Annotated in this window: 18 protein-coding genes and 1 pseudogene; 8 read left to right on the forward strand and 11 right to left on the reverse strand. The window is 43.5% G+C overall.

Translation table 11 applies throughout. The features are described from left to right. Nucleotides 1-431: 431 nt before the first annotated feature. The 3 genes from PN466_RS00100 to trxA all read right to left on the reverse strand — a co-directional run bounded on the left by PN466_RS00100 (nt 432) and on the right by trxA (nt 3,169). Nucleotides 432-1,313 carry an NF038130 family PEP-CTERM protein gene (locus PN466_RS00100; RefSeq protein WP_271935961.1) on the reverse strand — a complete coding sequence of 294 codons (882 nt, stop codon included), beginning with the start codon at nt 1,311-1,313 and terminating at the stop codon, nt 432-434. Nucleotides 1,314-1,646: 333 nt separating this feature from the next. Next, complete coding sequence (locus PN466_RS00105) at nt 1,647-2,819, reverse strand: LL-diaminopimelate aminotransferase (RefSeq protein WP_271936012.1); 1,173 nt, start codon at nt 2,817-2,819, stop codon at nt 1,647-1,649. Nucleotides 2,820-2,845: 26 nt separating this feature from the next. Then, the gene (gene trxA, locus PN466_RS00110) at nt 2,846-3,169 is read right to left on the reverse strand and encodes a thioredoxin (protein WP_271935962.1); all 324 of its coding nucleotides are present in this window, start codon (nt 3,167-3,169) and stop codon (nt 2,846-2,848) included. Nucleotides 3,170-3,275: 106 nt separating this feature from the next. Here trxA and PN466_RS00115 point away from each other — a divergent pair, with 106 nt between their 5' ends. From PN466_RS00115 to PN466_RS00140, 6 genes are all read left to right on the forward strand, one after another. Then, a complete protein-coding gene (locus PN466_RS00115) occupies nt 3,276-4,178 on the forward strand; it encodes an alpha/beta fold hydrolase (RefSeq protein WP_271935964.1) in 903 nt (300 codons plus the stop codon). A gap of 99 nt (nt 4,179-4,277) precedes the next feature. Beyond that, entirely contained in the window at nt 4,278-5,198 is a 921-nt protein-coding gene (locus tag PN466_RS00120) for a hypothetical protein (RefSeq protein ID WP_271935966.1), read from the forward strand. A gap of 322 nt (nt 5,199-5,520) precedes the next feature. After that, complete coding sequence (locus PN466_RS00125; RefSeq protein WP_271935967.1) at nt 5,521-6,756, forward strand: hypothetical protein; 1,236 nt, start codon at nt 5,521-5,523, stop codon at nt 6,754-6,756. 600 nt (nt 6,757-7,356) lie between these two features. Next, nucleotides 7,357-9,147 (forward strand): FtsK/SpoIIIE domain-containing protein, encoded by a 1,791-nt coding sequence (locus PN466_RS00130; RefSeq protein WP_271935969.1) that lies wholly within the window; start codon nt 7,357-7,359, stop codon nt 9,145-9,147. Nucleotides 9,148-9,180: 33 nt separating this feature from the next. Continuing rightward, nucleotides 9,181-9,402 carry a hypothetical protein gene (locus tag PN466_RS00135; RefSeq protein ID WP_271935971.1) on the forward strand — a complete coding sequence of 74 codons (222 nt, stop codon included), beginning with the start codon at nt 9,181-9,183 and terminating at the stop codon, nt 9,400-9,402. Nucleotides 9,403-9,406: 4 nt separating this feature from the next. Further along, nucleotides 9,407-10,093 carry a hypothetical protein gene (locus PN466_RS00140; RefSeq protein WP_271935973.1) on the forward strand — a complete coding sequence of 229 codons (687 nt, stop codon included), beginning with the start codon at nt 9,407-9,409 and terminating at the stop codon, nt 10,091-10,093. A gap of 77 nt (nt 10,094-10,170) precedes the next feature. Here PN466_RS00140 and PN466_RS26120 read toward each other — a convergent pair. From PN466_RS26120 to PN466_RS00160, 4 genes and pseudogenes are all read right to left on the reverse strand, one after another. Next, nucleotides 10,171-10,260: pseudogene (locus PN466_RS26120) on the reverse strand (type II toxin-antitoxin system VapC family toxin); the annotation flags it as partial. After that, nucleotides 10,248-10,463 carry a hypothetical protein gene (locus tag PN466_RS00150; RefSeq protein WP_271935975.1) on the reverse strand — a complete coding sequence of 72 codons (216 nt, stop codon included), beginning with the start codon at nt 10,461-10,463 and terminating at the stop codon, nt 10,248-10,250. The gene PN466_RS00150 and the pseudogene PN466_RS26120, both read right to left, overlap by 13 nt. A gap of 212 nt (nt 10,464-10,675) precedes the next feature. Further along, a complete protein-coding gene (locus tag PN466_RS00155) occupies nt 10,676-11,290 on the reverse strand; it encodes a Uma2 family endonuclease (RefSeq protein ID WP_271935977.1) in 615 nt (204 codons plus the stop codon). Between the two features lie 47 nt (nt 11,291-11,337). Continuing rightward, nucleotides 11,338-11,958: a Uma2 family endonuclease gene (locus tag PN466_RS00160; RefSeq protein WP_271935978.1), complete on the reverse strand. Its 621-nt coding sequence runs from the start codon at nt 11,956-11,958 to the stop codon at nt 11,338-11,340. 170 nt (nt 11,959-12,128) lie between these two features. Between PN466_RS00160 and prfB the strand changes: the two genes are divergently transcribed. After that, nucleotides 12,129-13,245 (forward strand): peptide chain release factor 2 gene (gene prfB, locus PN466_RS00165; RefSeq protein WP_271935979.1). Its coding sequence is split into 2 segments (ribosomal slippage): nt 12,129-12,200 and nt 12,202-13,245, totalling 1,116 coding nucleotides; the frame shifts between segments, so codons are not numbered across the junction. A gap of 144 nt (nt 13,246-13,389) precedes the next feature. Here the strand turns inward: prfB and PN466_RS00170 are convergent. The 3 genes from PN466_RS00170 to PN466_RS00180 are packed head-to-tail and all read right to left on the reverse strand — an operon-like array spanning nt 13,390 to nt 15,543. Next, entirely contained in the window at nt 13,390-13,632 is a 243-nt protein-coding gene (locus tag PN466_RS00170) for a hypothetical protein (RefSeq protein ID WP_271935981.1), read from the reverse strand. A 47-nt stretch (nt 13,633-13,679) separates the two neighbouring features. After that, nucleotides 13,680-14,645 carry a type II secretion system F family protein gene (locus PN466_RS00175; protein WP_271935983.1) on the reverse strand — a complete coding sequence of 322 codons (966 nt, stop codon included), beginning with the start codon at nt 14,643-14,645 and terminating at the stop codon, nt 13,680-13,682. A 4-nt stretch (nt 14,646-14,649) separates the two neighbouring features. Then, nucleotides 14,650-15,543 carry an AEC family transporter gene (locus PN466_RS00180; protein ID WP_271935984.1) on the reverse strand — a complete coding sequence of 298 codons (894 nt, stop codon included), beginning with the start codon at nt 15,541-15,543 and terminating at the stop codon, nt 14,650-14,652. 31 nt (nt 15,544-15,574) lie between these two features. Between PN466_RS00180 and PN466_RS00185 the strand changes: the two genes are divergently transcribed. Further along, on the forward strand, nt 15,575-15,907 hold the full coding sequence (locus PN466_RS00185) for a hypothetical protein (protein WP_271935986.1): 333 nt from the start codon (nt 15,575-15,577) through the stop codon (nt 15,905-15,907). On the opposite strand, the gene PN466_RS00190 is transcribed toward PN466_RS00185, so the two are convergent. Beyond that, nucleotides 15,904-17,259 (reverse strand): hypothetical protein, encoded by a 1,356-nt coding sequence (locus PN466_RS00190; RefSeq protein ID WP_271935987.1) that lies wholly within the window; start codon nt 17,257-17,259, stop codon nt 15,904-15,906. The genes PN466_RS00185 and PN466_RS00190 overlap by 4 nt on opposite strands. Nucleotides 17,260-17,288: the final 29 nt, after the last annotated feature.

Here is a 17,288-nt window from a genome sequence, read left to right on the forward strand (position 1 = left end):
ATGGTAGGCTACGCCCAGGGACTCTCTACTCTGGTGGGGGACTATCTTAAGGAGTCGGGGCATTGCTTTGCTTGGACACTCTTCATTTATATCGTAACTTATTCATCGGACTTGATATAATACCCTTTCCGATGAAGCGCAGCTTCATAGGGAAAGGGTATAAGATGGCAGAACTATAAAGACCTGAAAAGCCTACAGCAAAGGCTTTCACAAGTCCTTGATTCCTTCGATAAGGTAACGATCGCCTCGATTACTGGATGGGACTACTTGGTCGATGCCTTATTAAGCGCAACTTCATAGAGAAATAGTATCAGATTCCCTAGAAAACTAAAAAAAAGGAGCCTAATGGCTCCCCAAGTTCTTCATATAGTTTAATTCGGAGGAAATCAGACTACCTGACTTGATGCATACCAGCTTCAACAGGACTTGACCTAGGCATTCTTGCGGCGCTTGGACGCAGCAACCAGACCGCCAATGGCAGCTAAACCGAGGAGAGTGGAAGGTTCGGGAACTTTAGCAGCAGGTTCACCTACGGTGAACTTGAAGTTGCGGGTGAAGGAGAATCCATCACCCGCATCAACTACACCAGATTGATAGGAACCTTGATCGAATTCACCTGCGGAACTGGGAGTACCAAAGCTGTAAGCGTAATTCCATTTTGTACCTCCGTCCAAGCTGTATTTAACGACTTCACTAGCCATCATTTGGGATAATACAGGGTAGAGTGGGTCGGCTACATTAAGTTGTAAACCGCTAGCGAAGGTGTTATGACCGGCTAATTCAAAGGAGTATTCGCCATTGTTGCTCGTAACAGATTGAATGTTGGGGTCGCTCAAACGTTGGAAAACATTTTTGGTGGACAAGAGAGGGTTGTTTTGAATATGCCCTAAAAGAGCAGCACCAGAGTTAATGCCAATGTTTAATGCATTGAACTGAGCTGTATAAGCGCTATAAATTCCGTTAGTCCAGGCAGTTCCCAAGCCACCTAACCAGTCAGCTTGACCGACGGAACCAAAGGTGATGCTGCCGTCGGTGAAGTTAGCGGTTAAGGTTGAGGGGGTTTCATTTGCCCAGCCATAGTCGATGTTGTCATCTAGCTCAACGTTACCTGTATTTCCCAGAGCGTCCATAATGGCTGCGCTGCCGTTGCTACCAGAAAGTTGAACTTGTCCGCCACCAATTTCTTCAAATACGCGAACATCTCCACTGGTGCTAACTCCAGTTAAAGTACCGGCAAATGCGGGAGCGCCGAGGACGCTAACACCGGCGACAACGGAAGCACCCATAGCAATTTTTTTCATAGTGTTAAACATAATCTCAAGCTCCTAGAATTCTGTAAGTGTGTTGGGTTGACTTGTAATTTTCAATAAGTTGTTGGGAACTTGCTATCCTCTCAACTGAGTCCCATCCTAAGTTGATATTTGGGGAAGCTATGTGACCGAGTTCACTAGAGCAACGTGATTGTTATTCTTTGGAGAAACTCTATTTTCTTCCTCGCTTTGGGTGGCTCAGTTTGGGGAAGTTATTGCCTTGCAACTTGCTCCTATCATAGCCTCAAACCCTTGACCTGTGGTGAAGTTAGGATGAAGATTACAACAAGTTTCTATAAAGTTTTCCAGGAAATTAAGATGCCATTTTCCGTATTTCTACGATTGCAAAAACTGGCTGATCCGAGTGGCAGCCTGTTGGAGAATGTGGGGGTCATGGACGAGGGCAAAACGGACAAAGCCCTCTCCAGAAGGGCCAAAACCAGCTCCAGGGGAGGCCGCTACCCCTGTAGTTTCCACGAGTTGGGTGCAAAACTTGACTGAGTGTTTTTCCCATTTCTTCGGTAATTTGGCCCAGACAAACATGGTGGCAGCGGAGGGAGAAATCGGCCAACCTATGTCGTCCATGGCACGAATAAAGGCATCGCGACGCTGTTGAAAGCGGTTAATCGTGGTCTGGATATGGGTTTGGGAGCCTTGGAGGGCGGCGATCGCCCCATTAAAGATGCCTTGGTACTGATTAAAGTCTACCACTGCTTTGACTTGGCGCAATCCAGCTATCAATTGGGGATTGCCGATCGCATAACCCACCCGAAATCCACCCATACTATAGGTTTTGGAGAAGGAGAACAATTCGATGGAGATAGCTTTATCGGGGTCGGCTTGGAGGACGGAAGGAGATGCAGGTTTGCCATCAAAGACAAATTCGGCATAGGGTGCATCGTGGACGAGAGCGATATTGTGGCGCAAACATAGGTCTACCGCTTCTTTGAAGAAGGATAAGGGCGCAGTGGCAGAGGTTGGATTATGAGGATAGTTGAGAACCATCATCCGCGCTTTGTCTAAAACAGAGGGGGGAATATCCCTAAAGTCGGGTAAAAATCCATTCTCTTCTCGCAACGGGAGAGTGTAGATGTCTCCCCCGGCAAAGCAAACCCCACCATAGTGAGACGGATAGCCCGGATCGAGCAAAATAGCGATATCTCCAGGGTTAAGGATGGCTAGAGGAAGATGAGCCGTGCCTTCTTGAGAACCAATTAAAGCCAGGACTTCCGTTTCTGGATCGACGGGAATGTTGTATTTATCGGTGTACCACTTCCCACAGGCTTGGCGGAATGGTAGGGTACTGTTGAACAGTTGATAGCCATGGGTGCGGGTATCGGGGAGAGTTTGGGCGATCGCCTCGATCACCTGGGGGGCAGTGGGTTGATCGGACGATCCCAAGGATAAATCAATGACTTCTAAACCCGCAGCTCTGGCTTTCCCTTTGCCGCGATCCATATCGGCAAAGACATTATGTTCAAATGATTTGAGGCGATCGGCAAAACGAATCATGAGGTAGGGAATGGGGGGATGGGTTACAGGTGGGGCTGGATCATGTCCACTAATTTTTGTTTGGTGAGTGCCCCTTCATCAGCAGCGATAAGCTCTCCAGACTTGAACAGGCGCAGTCCTGGAACGCCCTCTACTTTATACTTATCTACCGCTTTAGGATTGGGGTCTACTTCCATTTTTACGACTTTGAGGCGATCGCCATATTCGCTGGCAATTTGATCAATTGAAGGACTCACTAAGCGACAAGGACCACACCAACTCGCCCAAAAGTATACTAGTACAGGTTTAGAGGCTTGGAGGACTTCAGATTGAAATTGATCGTCGGTAATCGTAATTGCGGTACTCATAAACAATCACAGCAGTTCTGGAAACGACCTATTTTAGGTTAGGTTAGGTTATTATACCCCGATCCGGGACTTTCTTTTTGATCAACTAAAATTAGAGCTTCTTTCCATGAATCCTATTGTTGCCTCTGAGCTGAACACGTTTACAGAAGAGACTTCTATCCGTACGATCCAAGCGCTCCAAGAGGAAGCGATCGCAACTCCCTTAAGTCCCGAACCTATTGTTACGTCCTATCTCCATCAAGGCAACGGCGGTACTCCGATTGTCTTATTGCCTGGGTTTGACAGTTCGGTGTTAGAGTTTCGGCGATTATACCCTCTGCTAGCGGATCGTCAGGAGACTTGGGCGATCGATTTATTCGGGTTTGGGTTTACCGAAAGACGGCCCAATTTACCCGTGAATCCAGAAGCAATTAAGGTTCATTTACATTCAGTTTGGCAAACTCTGATTCAAGAACCGGTGATTTTAGTCGGCGTTTCCATGGGAGGTGCAACGGCGATCGATTTTAGCCTTAGCTATCCCGAAGCCGTAGAACAGTTAGTGTTAATTGATAGTGCCGGATTTGCTAACGGTCAGGCTATTACCGCACAATGGTTAAAACCCCTCGTCTATGGGGCAGCTAAATTTTTACGTCAATCTTGGGTGAGGCAGTCTGTCGCAGTCCAAGCCTATTATGACCGAAAATGGGCTTCTGTCGATGCTCGGCTCTGTGGAGCGCTGCATTTAAAGATGCCTTATTGGACAGAAGCGATGGTCAGTTTTACTCTCAGTGGCGGCTACAATAATATGGCGGACAAGGTGAGGAAAGTTACTCATCCGACGCTTATTTTATGGGGAGAGGGCGATCGCATCCTTGGCACTGCCGATGTTCCCAAATTCCAAAACGCCATCCCCCACGCTAAAGTCATTTGGATCGAGCAGTCTGGTCATACACCCCACTTAGAACAACCCCAAAAAACCGCCCAACTGATTTTAGAACACTGTAGCCAACCCTCCTTACGCTTGAGATGATGATTAAGATTAAGCCGCAAACTTTGCACTGAACTACCGAGGCGATCGCCCCCAGTGTAATACGATAGAGTATCAATCCTACCTAACAGCTCTCCTGTAGTGACGCGCCAACCCCACGATCAATTTGCCAAGCAGTACCTCAAAGAACTGCTCGAACCCCTGGGAGAAGTAGAAATTAGCCGGGAAATTCCAGGGGAAACTCTGGCTATTGACCTAATTTTCGAGCCATCCCCTAAACCACCAAGCAACCCTCCAGCATTGGGTTTACTCTCTCAACTGGCTTCTACACCTTGTTTACTAGAACCCTATCGAAATTGTCCCAGCAACCCAGAAATTCGCAACTGTATTCTGAAACTTTTCCATGTCCATGCAGAGCTGCAACGTCAAGCCAAACGGGAACAGCGAACCCTTGATGAAGAGCAATTGCCTCGACTATGGATTTTAACGCCAACTGTTTCTGACAGAGTATTAGAAGGGTTAGTCGCTCGTCCTGACTTAAAAAAATGGTGTGCAGGAGTGTATCTTTTAGGAGAAACGCTCAAAACGGGTATTATTGCCATCAACCAACTGCCGGAAACCCCAGAAACCTTATGGTTAAGGATGTTAGGGAAAGGAGGAACTCAGAAAAGAGCGATCGAGCAAGTAGTGGAACTACCGAAAGAAGATCCTCAACGGCGAAATATTCTACAGTTAGTGGGGATATGGCGGATTAATGTTGCCAGTAAAATAGAGTTAGACACAGAAGAAAGGGAGTTGATTATGGAATTATCACCAGCCTATCTAAAATGGCGAGAAGATACGATTCAAGAAGGAATTCAACAGGGACTTGAACAAGGGATTGAACGGGGACAGCGCTTGATGATTGAAGCCTTATTACGAACTCGGTTTGGTGAGTTAGATGAGCCGCTTTTGGGCATGATTGACGCTTTGTTGGTATTATCTCCAGATGAGTTTATGCCTTTGTGTTTGCAGTTATCCCGTGAGGAGTTATTAGAGCGATTTGGCGATCGCCAACCTTAAATGTAGCAGGACTTACCCATTGACTCTATCAGTAGGGTGTGTTATCGAAGCGCAGGGCACCAATCCGCCATATATCGAGTCGTTGCGTAAGTCCTAATGTAGCCTTCTTAAGGGAGAGGGCACAATGCGATCGCCAACCTTGACAGCCAACTCAACTGGGACTTATTCTATACTCTAGGGTAAGCTACTGAAATATACACTCAGGTGTAGAGCCATGGACTTCTCAGAGATTCAGCCGGTATCGCTCAACTCCCATCTTGGGCAACCGATTTCGATTAATAACGCTGCCGATCTAAGTCTGTGCTTCAATAGTATGGCTAATGTGGGCGATCGCGTCGAGATGTTCTTCTCCATTGCCGAAAACGACCCCGAAGTAGCCATCCGCTCCTTCATCACCGTCATCCGCAATTCCACCAGCGCCCCCATTCGAGCCTTAGCCATTCAAAGCTTAGGGAAAGTTGCCCAACCCTACAAGCAAGTGTTAGCCTCTTGTGAGTCTCAAGAAAGCCAAGACTTATTAAAGCTCCTCTGTGCTGAAGTTCAAAGTCGAAAAAACGATCTCACCGCTTGGGCTGCCATAGAAGCATTGAAAGAAATAGGATTTTCTACATATCATATTGAGCATCCAGATGGGGGTAATTTATCCGAGCCACTTAGACGAATTCAAAATGAAATTCTAGACCGGCAAGTTGCACAAATAACGAAAATAAAACAAGCCAATACTAGAGGACAGCCCACCGCAGAATATGAAAGGGTTTTAGAGTTTTGGGCTTATGGGCCAATATCAGAATTGTTTAATGAAAATCTTGAGCACTTTAATTACTTAAACCTTGTCCGAGATGTTCTTCACCTTACTCAAATTCGAGGAGTCCAGTTAGGGTTAAGTGCTAACAACCCAGCCGTTAGACAAGAGTCTTTTACCAAGGCTCAGGAAATATTTCGATCGTACTCTAAATCTAAAGATCAGAAATTCAAGAAAACATTGGGGGAAACTCTTAAAATCCGTTTCTTGAAAGAAGAGAAAAGTGAAGACAGCGACTTGCAAAAGCTGACTCAGGCAATTTTATTTGACCAGCCCCTACAAATAAGATTCAATATTCAGAATTTAGCACAAGTAACTATTGCAGAGATGGAAGATGAAATAGCTTTTCTAGAGGAAGAATGTGATAATCTTTCTACGGTTTTCTTATCTGCTATAGAAGTTTCCAATGACGCTGGTTTAAATCAAATTCTCAGGGAGACTCAAAAGAGTTACTTATATGAACCAAAGGTATGGATAGCCAAGCTAGATGAACAGATAGGGCTAGTTGAAGCTGAAAGGCTTAAAATCTCTCATAATATTAGCTTATTAAATGAGATATTTGAAGATATCAATAGAATCGAGTTTAGGAAACTTGAGCCTAAAGATCTTAGAAGAATAGAAGCCAGCAAAGGTCCATACGATCGTAATGATTTTAGCCGTTATGAACCATTCGATTCTAATAGTACTAGCGGATGGGATCGATTAGAATACAATGAATTTTGTTTTTTGCACAGATCAAATGCTTTATATCGCTAACGCTTCTTAAGAATTGTAGAAATACCAAGGTCATTGATAGAGTGTAGAAAATTAAGTTGTGAAGTAGATTCTATCAAAAGCGATCTAAAACACTTAATTGGTTATTGTTTAAAATCCCAGAAATATTACCTAAAATAAAATTTAGAATAGGAGAAAATATTGTATGTATATGTGTCTTTTATTTACTTTACTTGTATCTTGTATAACTTTTTTTATTCCGACTATTCCGGGAAAAATAGTCTTTTTTTTAACCGCATTGTTTCTGGCTGGATATGCAGATCATCTCAACTCTCGTAAAAAGGATCTAGAAATATTTAAAAGACATGAAAAACTGCTGTCTATTTCAGATAAACTAGATAAAAATTGGAAATCATGAATAATGATGTTACTTTAAATTTTGAGATCACTTTTAGCGTAGGTATGGAGAATTTAAAGTCTTTAGACAATGGCCTCCCTAACAAGAGTATACTGTTGCAATTACTATCTAAAGTAGACCCTAGCATAGTTTTATCTTGGAGATACTTATATACTCCATCAATAAAACAGTCTCTGAAACTATTATTGGTCATTAAGATACGATCAGAGATCAAGAAGCCTAGTATGATTGAACAGATTACTGAGCTTCTGAAGAAAAGTAGCCTTAGCCGATTTTATCATTTCCAACTTATAGATGAAGACTTCTTGGAACTTAATTCCGTCCGTTCAATCAGTGAAGTCATTAAACATGCAGAATTAATCAATCCACCCGGATTAACGGGATACCTACCCCATAGTTTTGAAACCCATTTACAAGACAATGACTTTTCCTTACTCAACTTCCTACAAAGCGCCGGATATCAAGACTTAATCTTAGAATTTTCCCTACAAACCCATAACCCTGCAACTGAACCCACCCATTGGAAACCCGCACTCGACGACTTAGTAGAGCGCCTCAACAAAAGCGAACATCGCAAACACCATGAAACCAACCAAGCGCTCCAACTCTACAGAAAATATCAAAATCATTACGCCAACAATCAGCTTTTCACCTACAACATCAAAGCATTAGGAAAAAATTCCACTGATACCTTTGCCATTCTGCAAACCCTACTCGAACTCACCACTCCCAACACCACCAAACACATCCCCCCCATTCTCACCTTTCAACCCGGTGATTCCCGATTCCAAGAGCATTTACAAGCCACCGAAACCGTGCAACTTGTCCCCACTCTAGACTGGGAAGGTTGGCAAACAGAAACCGGTAAACAACTCGCTCAGAAATCCATCAAAGAAACCATTCAATCTGGTGGAATTCTCAGCAGCTTAGACGATGGTTCCCTAAGTTTTCCCGCAATTTCCTCCCGTCCCACTTTCTCTCAACCCCAACAACCCTCCCTCTCTTCCTCCAATAATGCCAACCCTAACCCCAATTCCAGCGATTTAGTCCTACGAAAAGACTCATCCCTGGCCAAAATCTTCCAACCCCAACTCCCCAAAGTCGAACACTTAAAACCCTTACAGCGACTCACCACCTACGAAGAAATCCAAGGCTTCTTGCAATTCTTCACTCCTCCCCCATCCACCACAACCACCAACTCACCCACCCTATCCGCAGAAGAAATTTTTAAGCAATACAAACACTTAATTACCTCAGACACCTACATCATCGGACTTGATGACAACGGTAACCCAGTCACCTCCAGTTGGGCCAAAATTCCCCATCGTCTCATCGCAGGTTTACCCGGTGCAGGAAAAAGCAACTTTATCAACTGGCTCCTCTTTCAATTTCTATATATCAACCCCAAGCGAAAAGTCTATATCGCTGACTTTGGCGGCGTTGATTTCCAATTTCTGAAGAGACTTCCCTTAGCGGTGGAAATTATCGATACTCCTGAAGATTGCCAAAAGCTAGTTGAAACCATTCATGAACAAGAATATGAACAACGTTTACAACTGATGCAGGAATATTATGTTGATAATGTCAAATTACTCCAGGAAGAAGGGGTAGAGATAGACCGTACTCTCTGGGTCATTGATGAAGCCGCAGATATTGCTGACGAATCCATGAAATTGAAAAACTCTATCGAAAAACACCTCAAACAATATGCTCGCAAAGGTCGAAAATATGGGATACAAGTCCTCTATTGCACCCAGCGGCCCACAACTGAAGTGATTACCAAACAAGTTACCGACCAATGTGAAGAAAAAGTCGTATTTAGAGTTTCCGCCGATTCTAGCCAACGCATTTTATATGATACCATTGCTGGAGAGATTCCCAAAAATGCTCCTGGTCGAGCTTGGTTAGATGGTTCTGCGGGTAAAATGTTTGTGAACGTCCCCAAAATGGACAAACCTCAAGGCACAAAAATTCCCATCTCAGAGACCCTCTGGCGCTATTTTGAATCTAAATAACGTATTTTCTTTTCAATCACAGGAGCAAATCTTATGAGCAGCTTATCCGAAAGTATAGAGGAATTTCGCAGCATGATCAACAGACTGGTTGACCAACTCGAACAAGTTAGCAATTCCTCACGTACCATTCCTTCAACAGAAGTCGATCAACTCAGCCAAAAATTAGCTGAATTAATGGAAAACTTAGAAGAAGCAGATGGTCAAATGCGAACTGCTACTGAGTTATTAGACGAAATCAGAAGCACCTGGGGTTAAACTCATGTCTCTAGCCGAAGAAATTGTCACGTTTCAAAGGCGAATTCATCAATCTTTGAACAGTTTCTACGAGATTCAGAAACTATCTGAAGCATTAACATCTTGTGAAATAGATGAACTCCGCGAACGATTTGCTGAAATCCAAGATTTATGTGAAGGAGGATTATTTGATATTAAACAACTCATTGAACACCTGCATGACATCAACCGTCAATTGGGTTCAAAATCTCTAGACAGCTTTAAGTCTGTCTCCTCTATTGCCAAATCAAAAAAATCTCCTCTATCTTCTCGCACTAAGAGTTCTACGCGTAAAACCGTTGGGCAGAACTCAGATTCTCTATCTTTCGCTAAAGACGAAATAAAAGGAGGAATCTTTAATGAGACTTCTGTGAGTAAAGTTAAGCCTAATCTCAAAGGAATTTACCATATCTGGGAGTCTCCTGAAGTCCAATACGTGGGCAAATCAGACGACTGCATACGCGGGCGATTGGAAAAACATTTAAAGGGAGAAGGGAACCAAAAAATTGCACAAGCGCTTCAATCCGGTGCAGAATTAGTCTTTGCCTACTGGGAATCTCCCCATCCCACCTACGAAGAAGCTCTGGAGATTGCTAGACTGAAAAATGCCGGACTTTTAGATAATCAGAAGCGCGAAAGAAAACCCTTAATTATTCATTTAGATGATGATTAAGATTAAGCCCATCATTGTAGGGTATCTAAAACCAAAACATCTAACCCTGGAACCGTCGCTAAATGTGCATCATTCTCCAAATAGGCTTCATTTTGCTCAATAAAATAAATCAGTGGTGCTGTATCTAAGGCAACGACTTGACCTTGTAGTGGTATCAGCCATTCCATGAATCCCGTTCCTGATTAACATACTCTTGTGCATCAAGTCCATGCCAAATTTCTTTTCCTAATCCTTCTAAGTCCATAATGTTATGCTTAGGTTTGACCAGTATACGCTGACGAACCATTACAGCTAACGCTTCTAGCAAGCGAAGTTGCTCATCTGGAGTCAGAGTCTGGACTTGGTGGCAAATCTCTTGGTAGGTAGCCATCTTCTTTCTGGAAAAATGCTGGTTTTTTTATATAAGCAGTATATCTTCCCCATCAATATGAGTCCATTACACTATCTGAACTAGCACTATCCTATTACACTATACCCAGTGGGTTATCGATGGTGTGGGGGCGGGTTTTGGAAATCGATCATTCGTCCCCTAAATATTGGTGAACCCGCCCCTACAAAACCCATTTTTAATTTTTAACTGAGCTAACCCCAAACCCGACGCAAATCCAAGGCAAAACCGGGTAAGATTGCCTCACCGGATAACTCAGTGGGATTAGACAAAACTTCTACGTCTAAACCGACTCGATACACTTCCACTGTTCTATTTTTAGGATCGATCAACCAACCTAACTTGGCTCCATTGTCCATATACTCCTGCATTTTCTCTTGCAGCGACTTCAGAGTATCGGAAGCAGAGCGCAATTCCACCACAAAATCCGGACAAATATTGGCAAAGGTTCCCTTTTGTTCCTCCGTAAGTGCATCCCAACGCTCTTGACTTATCCAAGACGCATCCGGGGCGCGATTTGCACCATTGGGTAAGATGAAAGCAGTCGAAGAATCAAACACCTCTCCTGGTTCACCCGCATTGCGCCACCATATATACAACTCGCCAGAAATTCTGCTATTCCGTTTTCCGCTTTCCCAACCTGTAGGTGGATTCACAATTAACTCTCCTTGTGCAGTTCTCTCCAGTTGTAAGTCTCGATTGCTCGCAGCTAGAGCTTCAAACTGTTCTTGAGTGACATAGAGCTTCAGGGTTCTGGGTAACTCCAGTGACAGAGTTTCGGTTTCGGGTTTGGGGGGTGTTTGTACCATGTTAACCTCTGCGATCGTAGAGATTGGCTAGTCAGATTCTAACCGATCTAACCCCAAACTCGACGCAAATTCAACACAAAACCGGGTACGACTTTCTCACCAGATAGCCCAGTGGGATTGGACAAGATTTCCACTTCTAAACCGACTCGATAAACTTCCACGGTTCGATTTTTAGGATCGATCAACCAACCCAGCTTGGCTCCATTATCCATATACTCCTGCATTTTCTCTTGCAGCGACTTGAGAGTATCGGAAGCAGAGCGCAATTCCACCACAAAATCAGGGCAAATATTGGCAAATGTTCCTTTTTGTGAATCCATCAGCGCATCCCAACGCTCTTGACTTACCCAAGAGGCATCTGGGGCACGATTTGCACCATTCGGTAAGATGAAAGCAGTCGAAGAATCAAAAACCTGTCCCAAGTTTTCATTTTCTTCGTCCCAACGATCCAATTGTCCGGTGATCCTACTATTTCGTTTTCCACTTTCCCAACCTGTAGGTGGATTGACAATTAATTCTCCTGTTGCCGTTCTTTCTAGTTGTAATTCTCGGTTACTCGCTGCTAGAAGTTCAAACTGTTCTTGAGTAACGGAGAGTTTCAGGGTTCTGGGTAACTCCAGTAACAGGATTTCGGTTTCGGGTTTGGGGGGGGTTCTACCATATCTCAATTAAAAATTAAACATGGGTATGGGTTGGGCTTCCTCTTCGATTTTAGGCGATCGCGCTCTCCGATTTTCTCCCAGGGTTGTGCAACCGAACCGTTAAATCATAGGTTTCCCTATCGCCAGAGTATGATATATAAATAGATACGGAAAAAAGCGAGACTCAATCGAAACCTATGGATACGCTAACGCTCAAACGCGAAGTAGACTTGTTGTGCGATCGCCTGGGTAAAACCCAGGACTATCTTTGAGCTACCCATCCTCAATGCTAAAATCCAAGACCTGGAACAACTTGCCTCTCAACCCAATTTCTGGGACGACCAAAACCAGGCTGGCCAAACGCTCCAAGAGCTAAACGACCTCAAATCTTCTCTTCAACAGTTTGAAAACTGGCAAGGCACATTAGAAGAAGCGAGGGCCATCTTGGAGTTGTTAGAGTTAGAAGCCGATGAATCACTTCTCCAAGAGGCCCAATCTCATGTTTCCCATTTAAGCCAGGATCTCGATCAATGGGAACTGCAACAATTGCTATCGGGAACCTACGATAAAAGTGGAGCGGTTCTAACTATCAATGCAGGAGCAGGGGGAACTGATGCTCAGGACTGGGCAGACATGCTGCTGCGCATGTATAAGCGCTGGGGCAATGCTCAAGGCTATAAAGTTGAACTGACTGAAATTTCCGAAGGAGACGAAGCCGGTATTAAATCAGCCACCCTAGAAATCAATGGCCGGTATGCTTACGGTTACCTGAAAGCGGAAAAAGGAACCCATCGGTTAGTGAGAATCTCCCCCTTTAATGCCAATGGTAAACGACAAACTAGCTTTGCTGGAGTCGAAGTCATGCCGATTTTAAATGAAGAGGTACAGCTAGAGATCCCGGAAAAAGACCTGGAAATCACGACTTCTCGTGCGGGTGGTAAAGGGGGTCAAAATGTTAACAAGGTAGAAACGGCTGTTCGCATTACTCACCTCCCTACTCGGTTATCGGTGCGCTGTACTGAAGAGCGATCGCAACTTCAAAACAAAGAAAAAGCCCTCGCTCTCTTAAAATCTAAATTACTGGTGATTGCCCAAGAACAACGGGCCCAAGAAATTGCCGATATTCGCGGCGATATCGTCGAAGCGGCCTGGGGAAATCAGATCCGGAACTATGTTTTCCATCCCTATCAAATGGTTAAAGATCTGCGTACCAATGTAGAAACAACTGCTATTATGGATGTGATGAACGGTGAAATTATGAGCTTTGTCGAAGCCTATTTGCGCCAAGAAAATCAACTCATCGAAGTGACTTAACCTGCCTTAATCGGCGATCGGGAGACCCTTTAATCTTGATTGGGCATAATTACGGGAATATATTCGTTGCGATGTTTACGATAGATTTGAAAATCGCTAGAAAAGCAATTAAAACTCCAGTATCTAGAATGATTATCGAGGTCATTATCCTCCAAATCCTTCTAAGTATTCTGGATTATGAGAAAGGTCTTCAATCTCACTATCTAGACAGCCGATAAATTCCTGTGCTGCTTCTGCAAACGATTTTTGTGCCCCTTTGTTATTATTTAAGTCTAAGGGTCTTTTATGCGATCGCAATTCTAATCTTTCAATAAATTCAATCACTTGATGTTGTTGTTCCGGGGGGAAATCTCGGATTTTTTGGATTGCCATTTCTAGAGTAAGCATAATTTTATTCCGGGTTGGTATTCTCAGTTTTTAAATTTTTAATGGATCTAAAGATTGGTCGCATTCAAAATGACCAACATACCACGAATACAGACAATTACCACCAGATTGCTTAAGGCCAAAATGCTGATTAAGCGTAAACTGCTGGCCATAAACTTTAATCCTTTTTCTAATTCTGCCCCATAATGTTGACCGATCTGTTGCCAAGCAAGGTCTAGTTCTCCTGTTTCTTCCCCTGTACGCAGAAAGTCGATCGCCAATGGAGGGAATTTACCCTTGAAGCTTTCACTTAAGGTTTGTCCCCGCCGCATTTGACGAGTTACCGTTGTTACTCGTTTTTTGATCGTTCGATTTGGGGTTTGTTGTTGAATCCATTCCAGGGCCGTCAGGACAGGCATTCCACAGCTTAAGAGTAAGCGCAATTGGGATAAATACCAGAGGCTATAGGCTTCCATTAAGGGACGTACTAAGGGCAGATAACTGCCCATTTGAAATAGGGTAGCGCCCAAATACCGAGGTAAGGAAAAAGCCAGTATCCATAAAGTCAAGGCGATCGCCACACTCTGAAGCCAAAACATCGGATGTAGCAAGGCAGCTATATTGGAATTCAAAATCGCAGCCAGCAAGGTTAACAGGCTCCAGAGAGCGAGTAAGCTACTGCTACGAATAGATTGATAATAGGTTTTCCATTTCCCTTGGAATTGGGTGATTTCGGCTAAAATCAGGCAAGTTTCGGCTAAAGTTCCTTGGGTTTCGGCTAACCGAATCACGGAGATAGTCCAAGGATCAAAATAGGTGTGCCGTTTGCGATCGGCTGCCGCACGAACGGTGAGGGCAGACGCGAGATCCTGACCATTGCGTATGGCGCGACTGGCCCCTTGCAGATAACATTGGAAATGGCGATCGCTCTCCCGTCCTGCTAAAGTTAACCCTTGTCTGAGGCTAATTCCAGACTGGAGCAACTCAGCCAAAGTCGTAAAGAAGAGAACTTTTTCTTGGGTCTTCAATGCCATACTCCTAAAGCATCAAGGTTACCCACAGAACTAAGGGAAGCGTTACTAAAGCCATCACTGTAGACACCACCACCGTGCGGGCAGCCCATGACGCATCTCCCCCAAATTGAGTCACCAACACCACTGTATTCACAGCAGTGGGCATTGCACTTTGCAAGATTAACACTTGCACATCTAGTACCTCTAGTCCTAAGCTTCGACCCACACTATACGCAATTGCTGGGGCCACTAGCAAACGAATGATTGCTGTAACGCCCTCATAGAGTCCTATTTTAAAGGTAGTGGTGCTTAATTGAATGCCGAGAACAATTAAAGCAATGGGAATAGCAGCACTTCCTAAAAGGTCTAACCCATTATCGAGCCGTAGAGGAAGATCAATAGAGAAAACGCGCAAAACCAACCCAGCGATCATAGCCCAAATGAGGGGTAATCTCACGATCAGACGCAAACTATCCCTTAATCCTCCTCCTTGCAACAACGCTGGGCCCGTAGAAAAAATGATTAAACTAGACACAATTAGGCAAACAATCGCCCGATCTAAACCCGCTTCTCCTAACGCAAATGTGGCAAACGGCAGGCCCATGTTTCCTGTATTAGCAAACAAGGAAGTGGCGATAAAACTGGTTTCCATCCCAGATTTGAGCCGGAGAAGTTTACTTATGCCCAGGGAAACCCCATAGATCAATAGACAAGTAATGAGATATCCGATAATTAGCCCCAGGGTACTATCTGTTGATAATCTGGCTTGATAGAGGCTACTAGAAATTAAAGCCGGAGTCAGAATATAGACCGCAAGTTGAGAAAGGGTTGAGCGTTCCAGAGTCAAAGTCCGACCGGCAATCATGCCAATGGAAATAATGAAAGTAACCGGGACTAAGGCAGATAAAATAACATTCATTACTTACAGGGCTAGGCAACAGGAGGAAATCATGACTCAGAGTTTTATCAATGACAATGGTATTGGCCATCAAACCCAGGAAGCCCTGAGACATCAAATCCGCCCCATTGTAGAGCATTTCCTGAAAACTGATGAGGGGTTTGAGGGACTAGAGTGCGATCGCGCCCTAAATGAAGTTTCAGACGTTTTCTTCAGAAACGGCAACGACCAAGAGCTGCAACAGATGACTGATGAAATAATGACTCAGAAAGTCAGGAGGATTTTAGGGACAAATATGTTGTTTAGACTCTTGAGTGACTTAACACCAGAAGAAATCCAAGAATTTGATGCTGCTCTGCTAGATTTAAGGAAAGGTCGCTATTAAAATTTATCCACAATTTTTTGGAAAATATGATCGGGAATCGAATGCTCTTCAGTGTAGATCATATCATACTTTTCTTCCAGTTTCCGCCAATCAATAGAAGAATCTGATAAAACCTCATTTTCAAAAACCTCTAAAGCTTTGCCAGATAAACCTTTGGCTAAACACTGTTTCATGGCCAATCGACTTTCATCAATTTCTCCAATACACTCAAAGGGAGTATGTTCTTCTAATCCTATCATTTGCCTAAAAATCATCAACAAGTCTGGATCGTCGAATAAATTCACCCCAAACACCCTATCTACAGCCACTGGATTAAACACAGACATTAAGCCTAGCCAGACATAGGCACATTTAGGACATTTCTTACACCAGGGTTTTTTGATATTACAGGAATGAATTTTAGGGAGAACTTCTGGATAGTAACTCAGCTTCTTGAAAATCCGAAAATCATAGACCGGCTGTAAAATCCCGAAGTAAGTAAAATTGGATAACAGATGGTTTTGAATAAATGTATTTAAAGCTTGTTCTGCCTCAAAACCTTTCCCCCATTGATGATTGACTTCTTTCCCCAATTCCTCCCAGAATAAATTGCCCGTGTTGGCACTTCTTTCATGGGCTAAACTTAAGAATTTATAACCTTCATGAAGCATAAGGGGTAAGGATTCAAAGATGGAAACTGGAGTTTCCGGGGCTGTGATTCCTGAATTTTCGGGAAAATATAACGGAAATAAAGGGAAATCTAGGAAGTCATCGATAATTGAAATTTTATGGGTTTTAACGGGATTGGTTTCTTGAACAACTTCAGTAATGAGATCATGCTGTAACTCAGCTTTGCCATAAACACTGTGGGAATATTGCATAGAGGAAAATGGAAGACCCGCATCTTCCAAAATTTTCATTGCCACCACACTATCTTTTCCTCCTCCACAACCGGTGAGAATTGTGGAATTATCGCCTAATATAACTGCTGGACTCGATTCTCCTAATGCTGGTGAATAAATAATTTCTGGTTGCTGATAATCAGTGACCTTATTTTCATACCAATGCTGGCCAAAAACACCTTGGTATATTTTTACAAACAGTTCTAAGGCTGGTTTTCCCAAATATGGCGCGATCTCAGAAATATCATAATACTTGGGGAATAATGAACATAATTTCATGCCTTCAAATAAGGCAATATAAGCGGCTATCTTGTTAATCAGGTTGGCTGAGTATTTCTGCTGGAGAAGGGAGAAGGATAAACCCTCATAAAAAACCTGGGTTGAAAAATCAAATTCATCTGCACTATAGCGCACACTCAAATGGTGCTCATGGATTTTCAACTTCTCGATTGTAATACATTCTATATTCATAATTTATTTTTGAGTATAGCTATGATTAT

Source organism: Roseofilum reptotaenium CS-1145 (genome assembly GCF_028330985.1).
In the GTDB taxonomy this organism is placed as follows: Bacteria; Cyanobacteriota; Cyanobacteriia; order Cyanobacteriales; family Desertifilaceae; genus Roseofilum; species Roseofilum reptotaenium.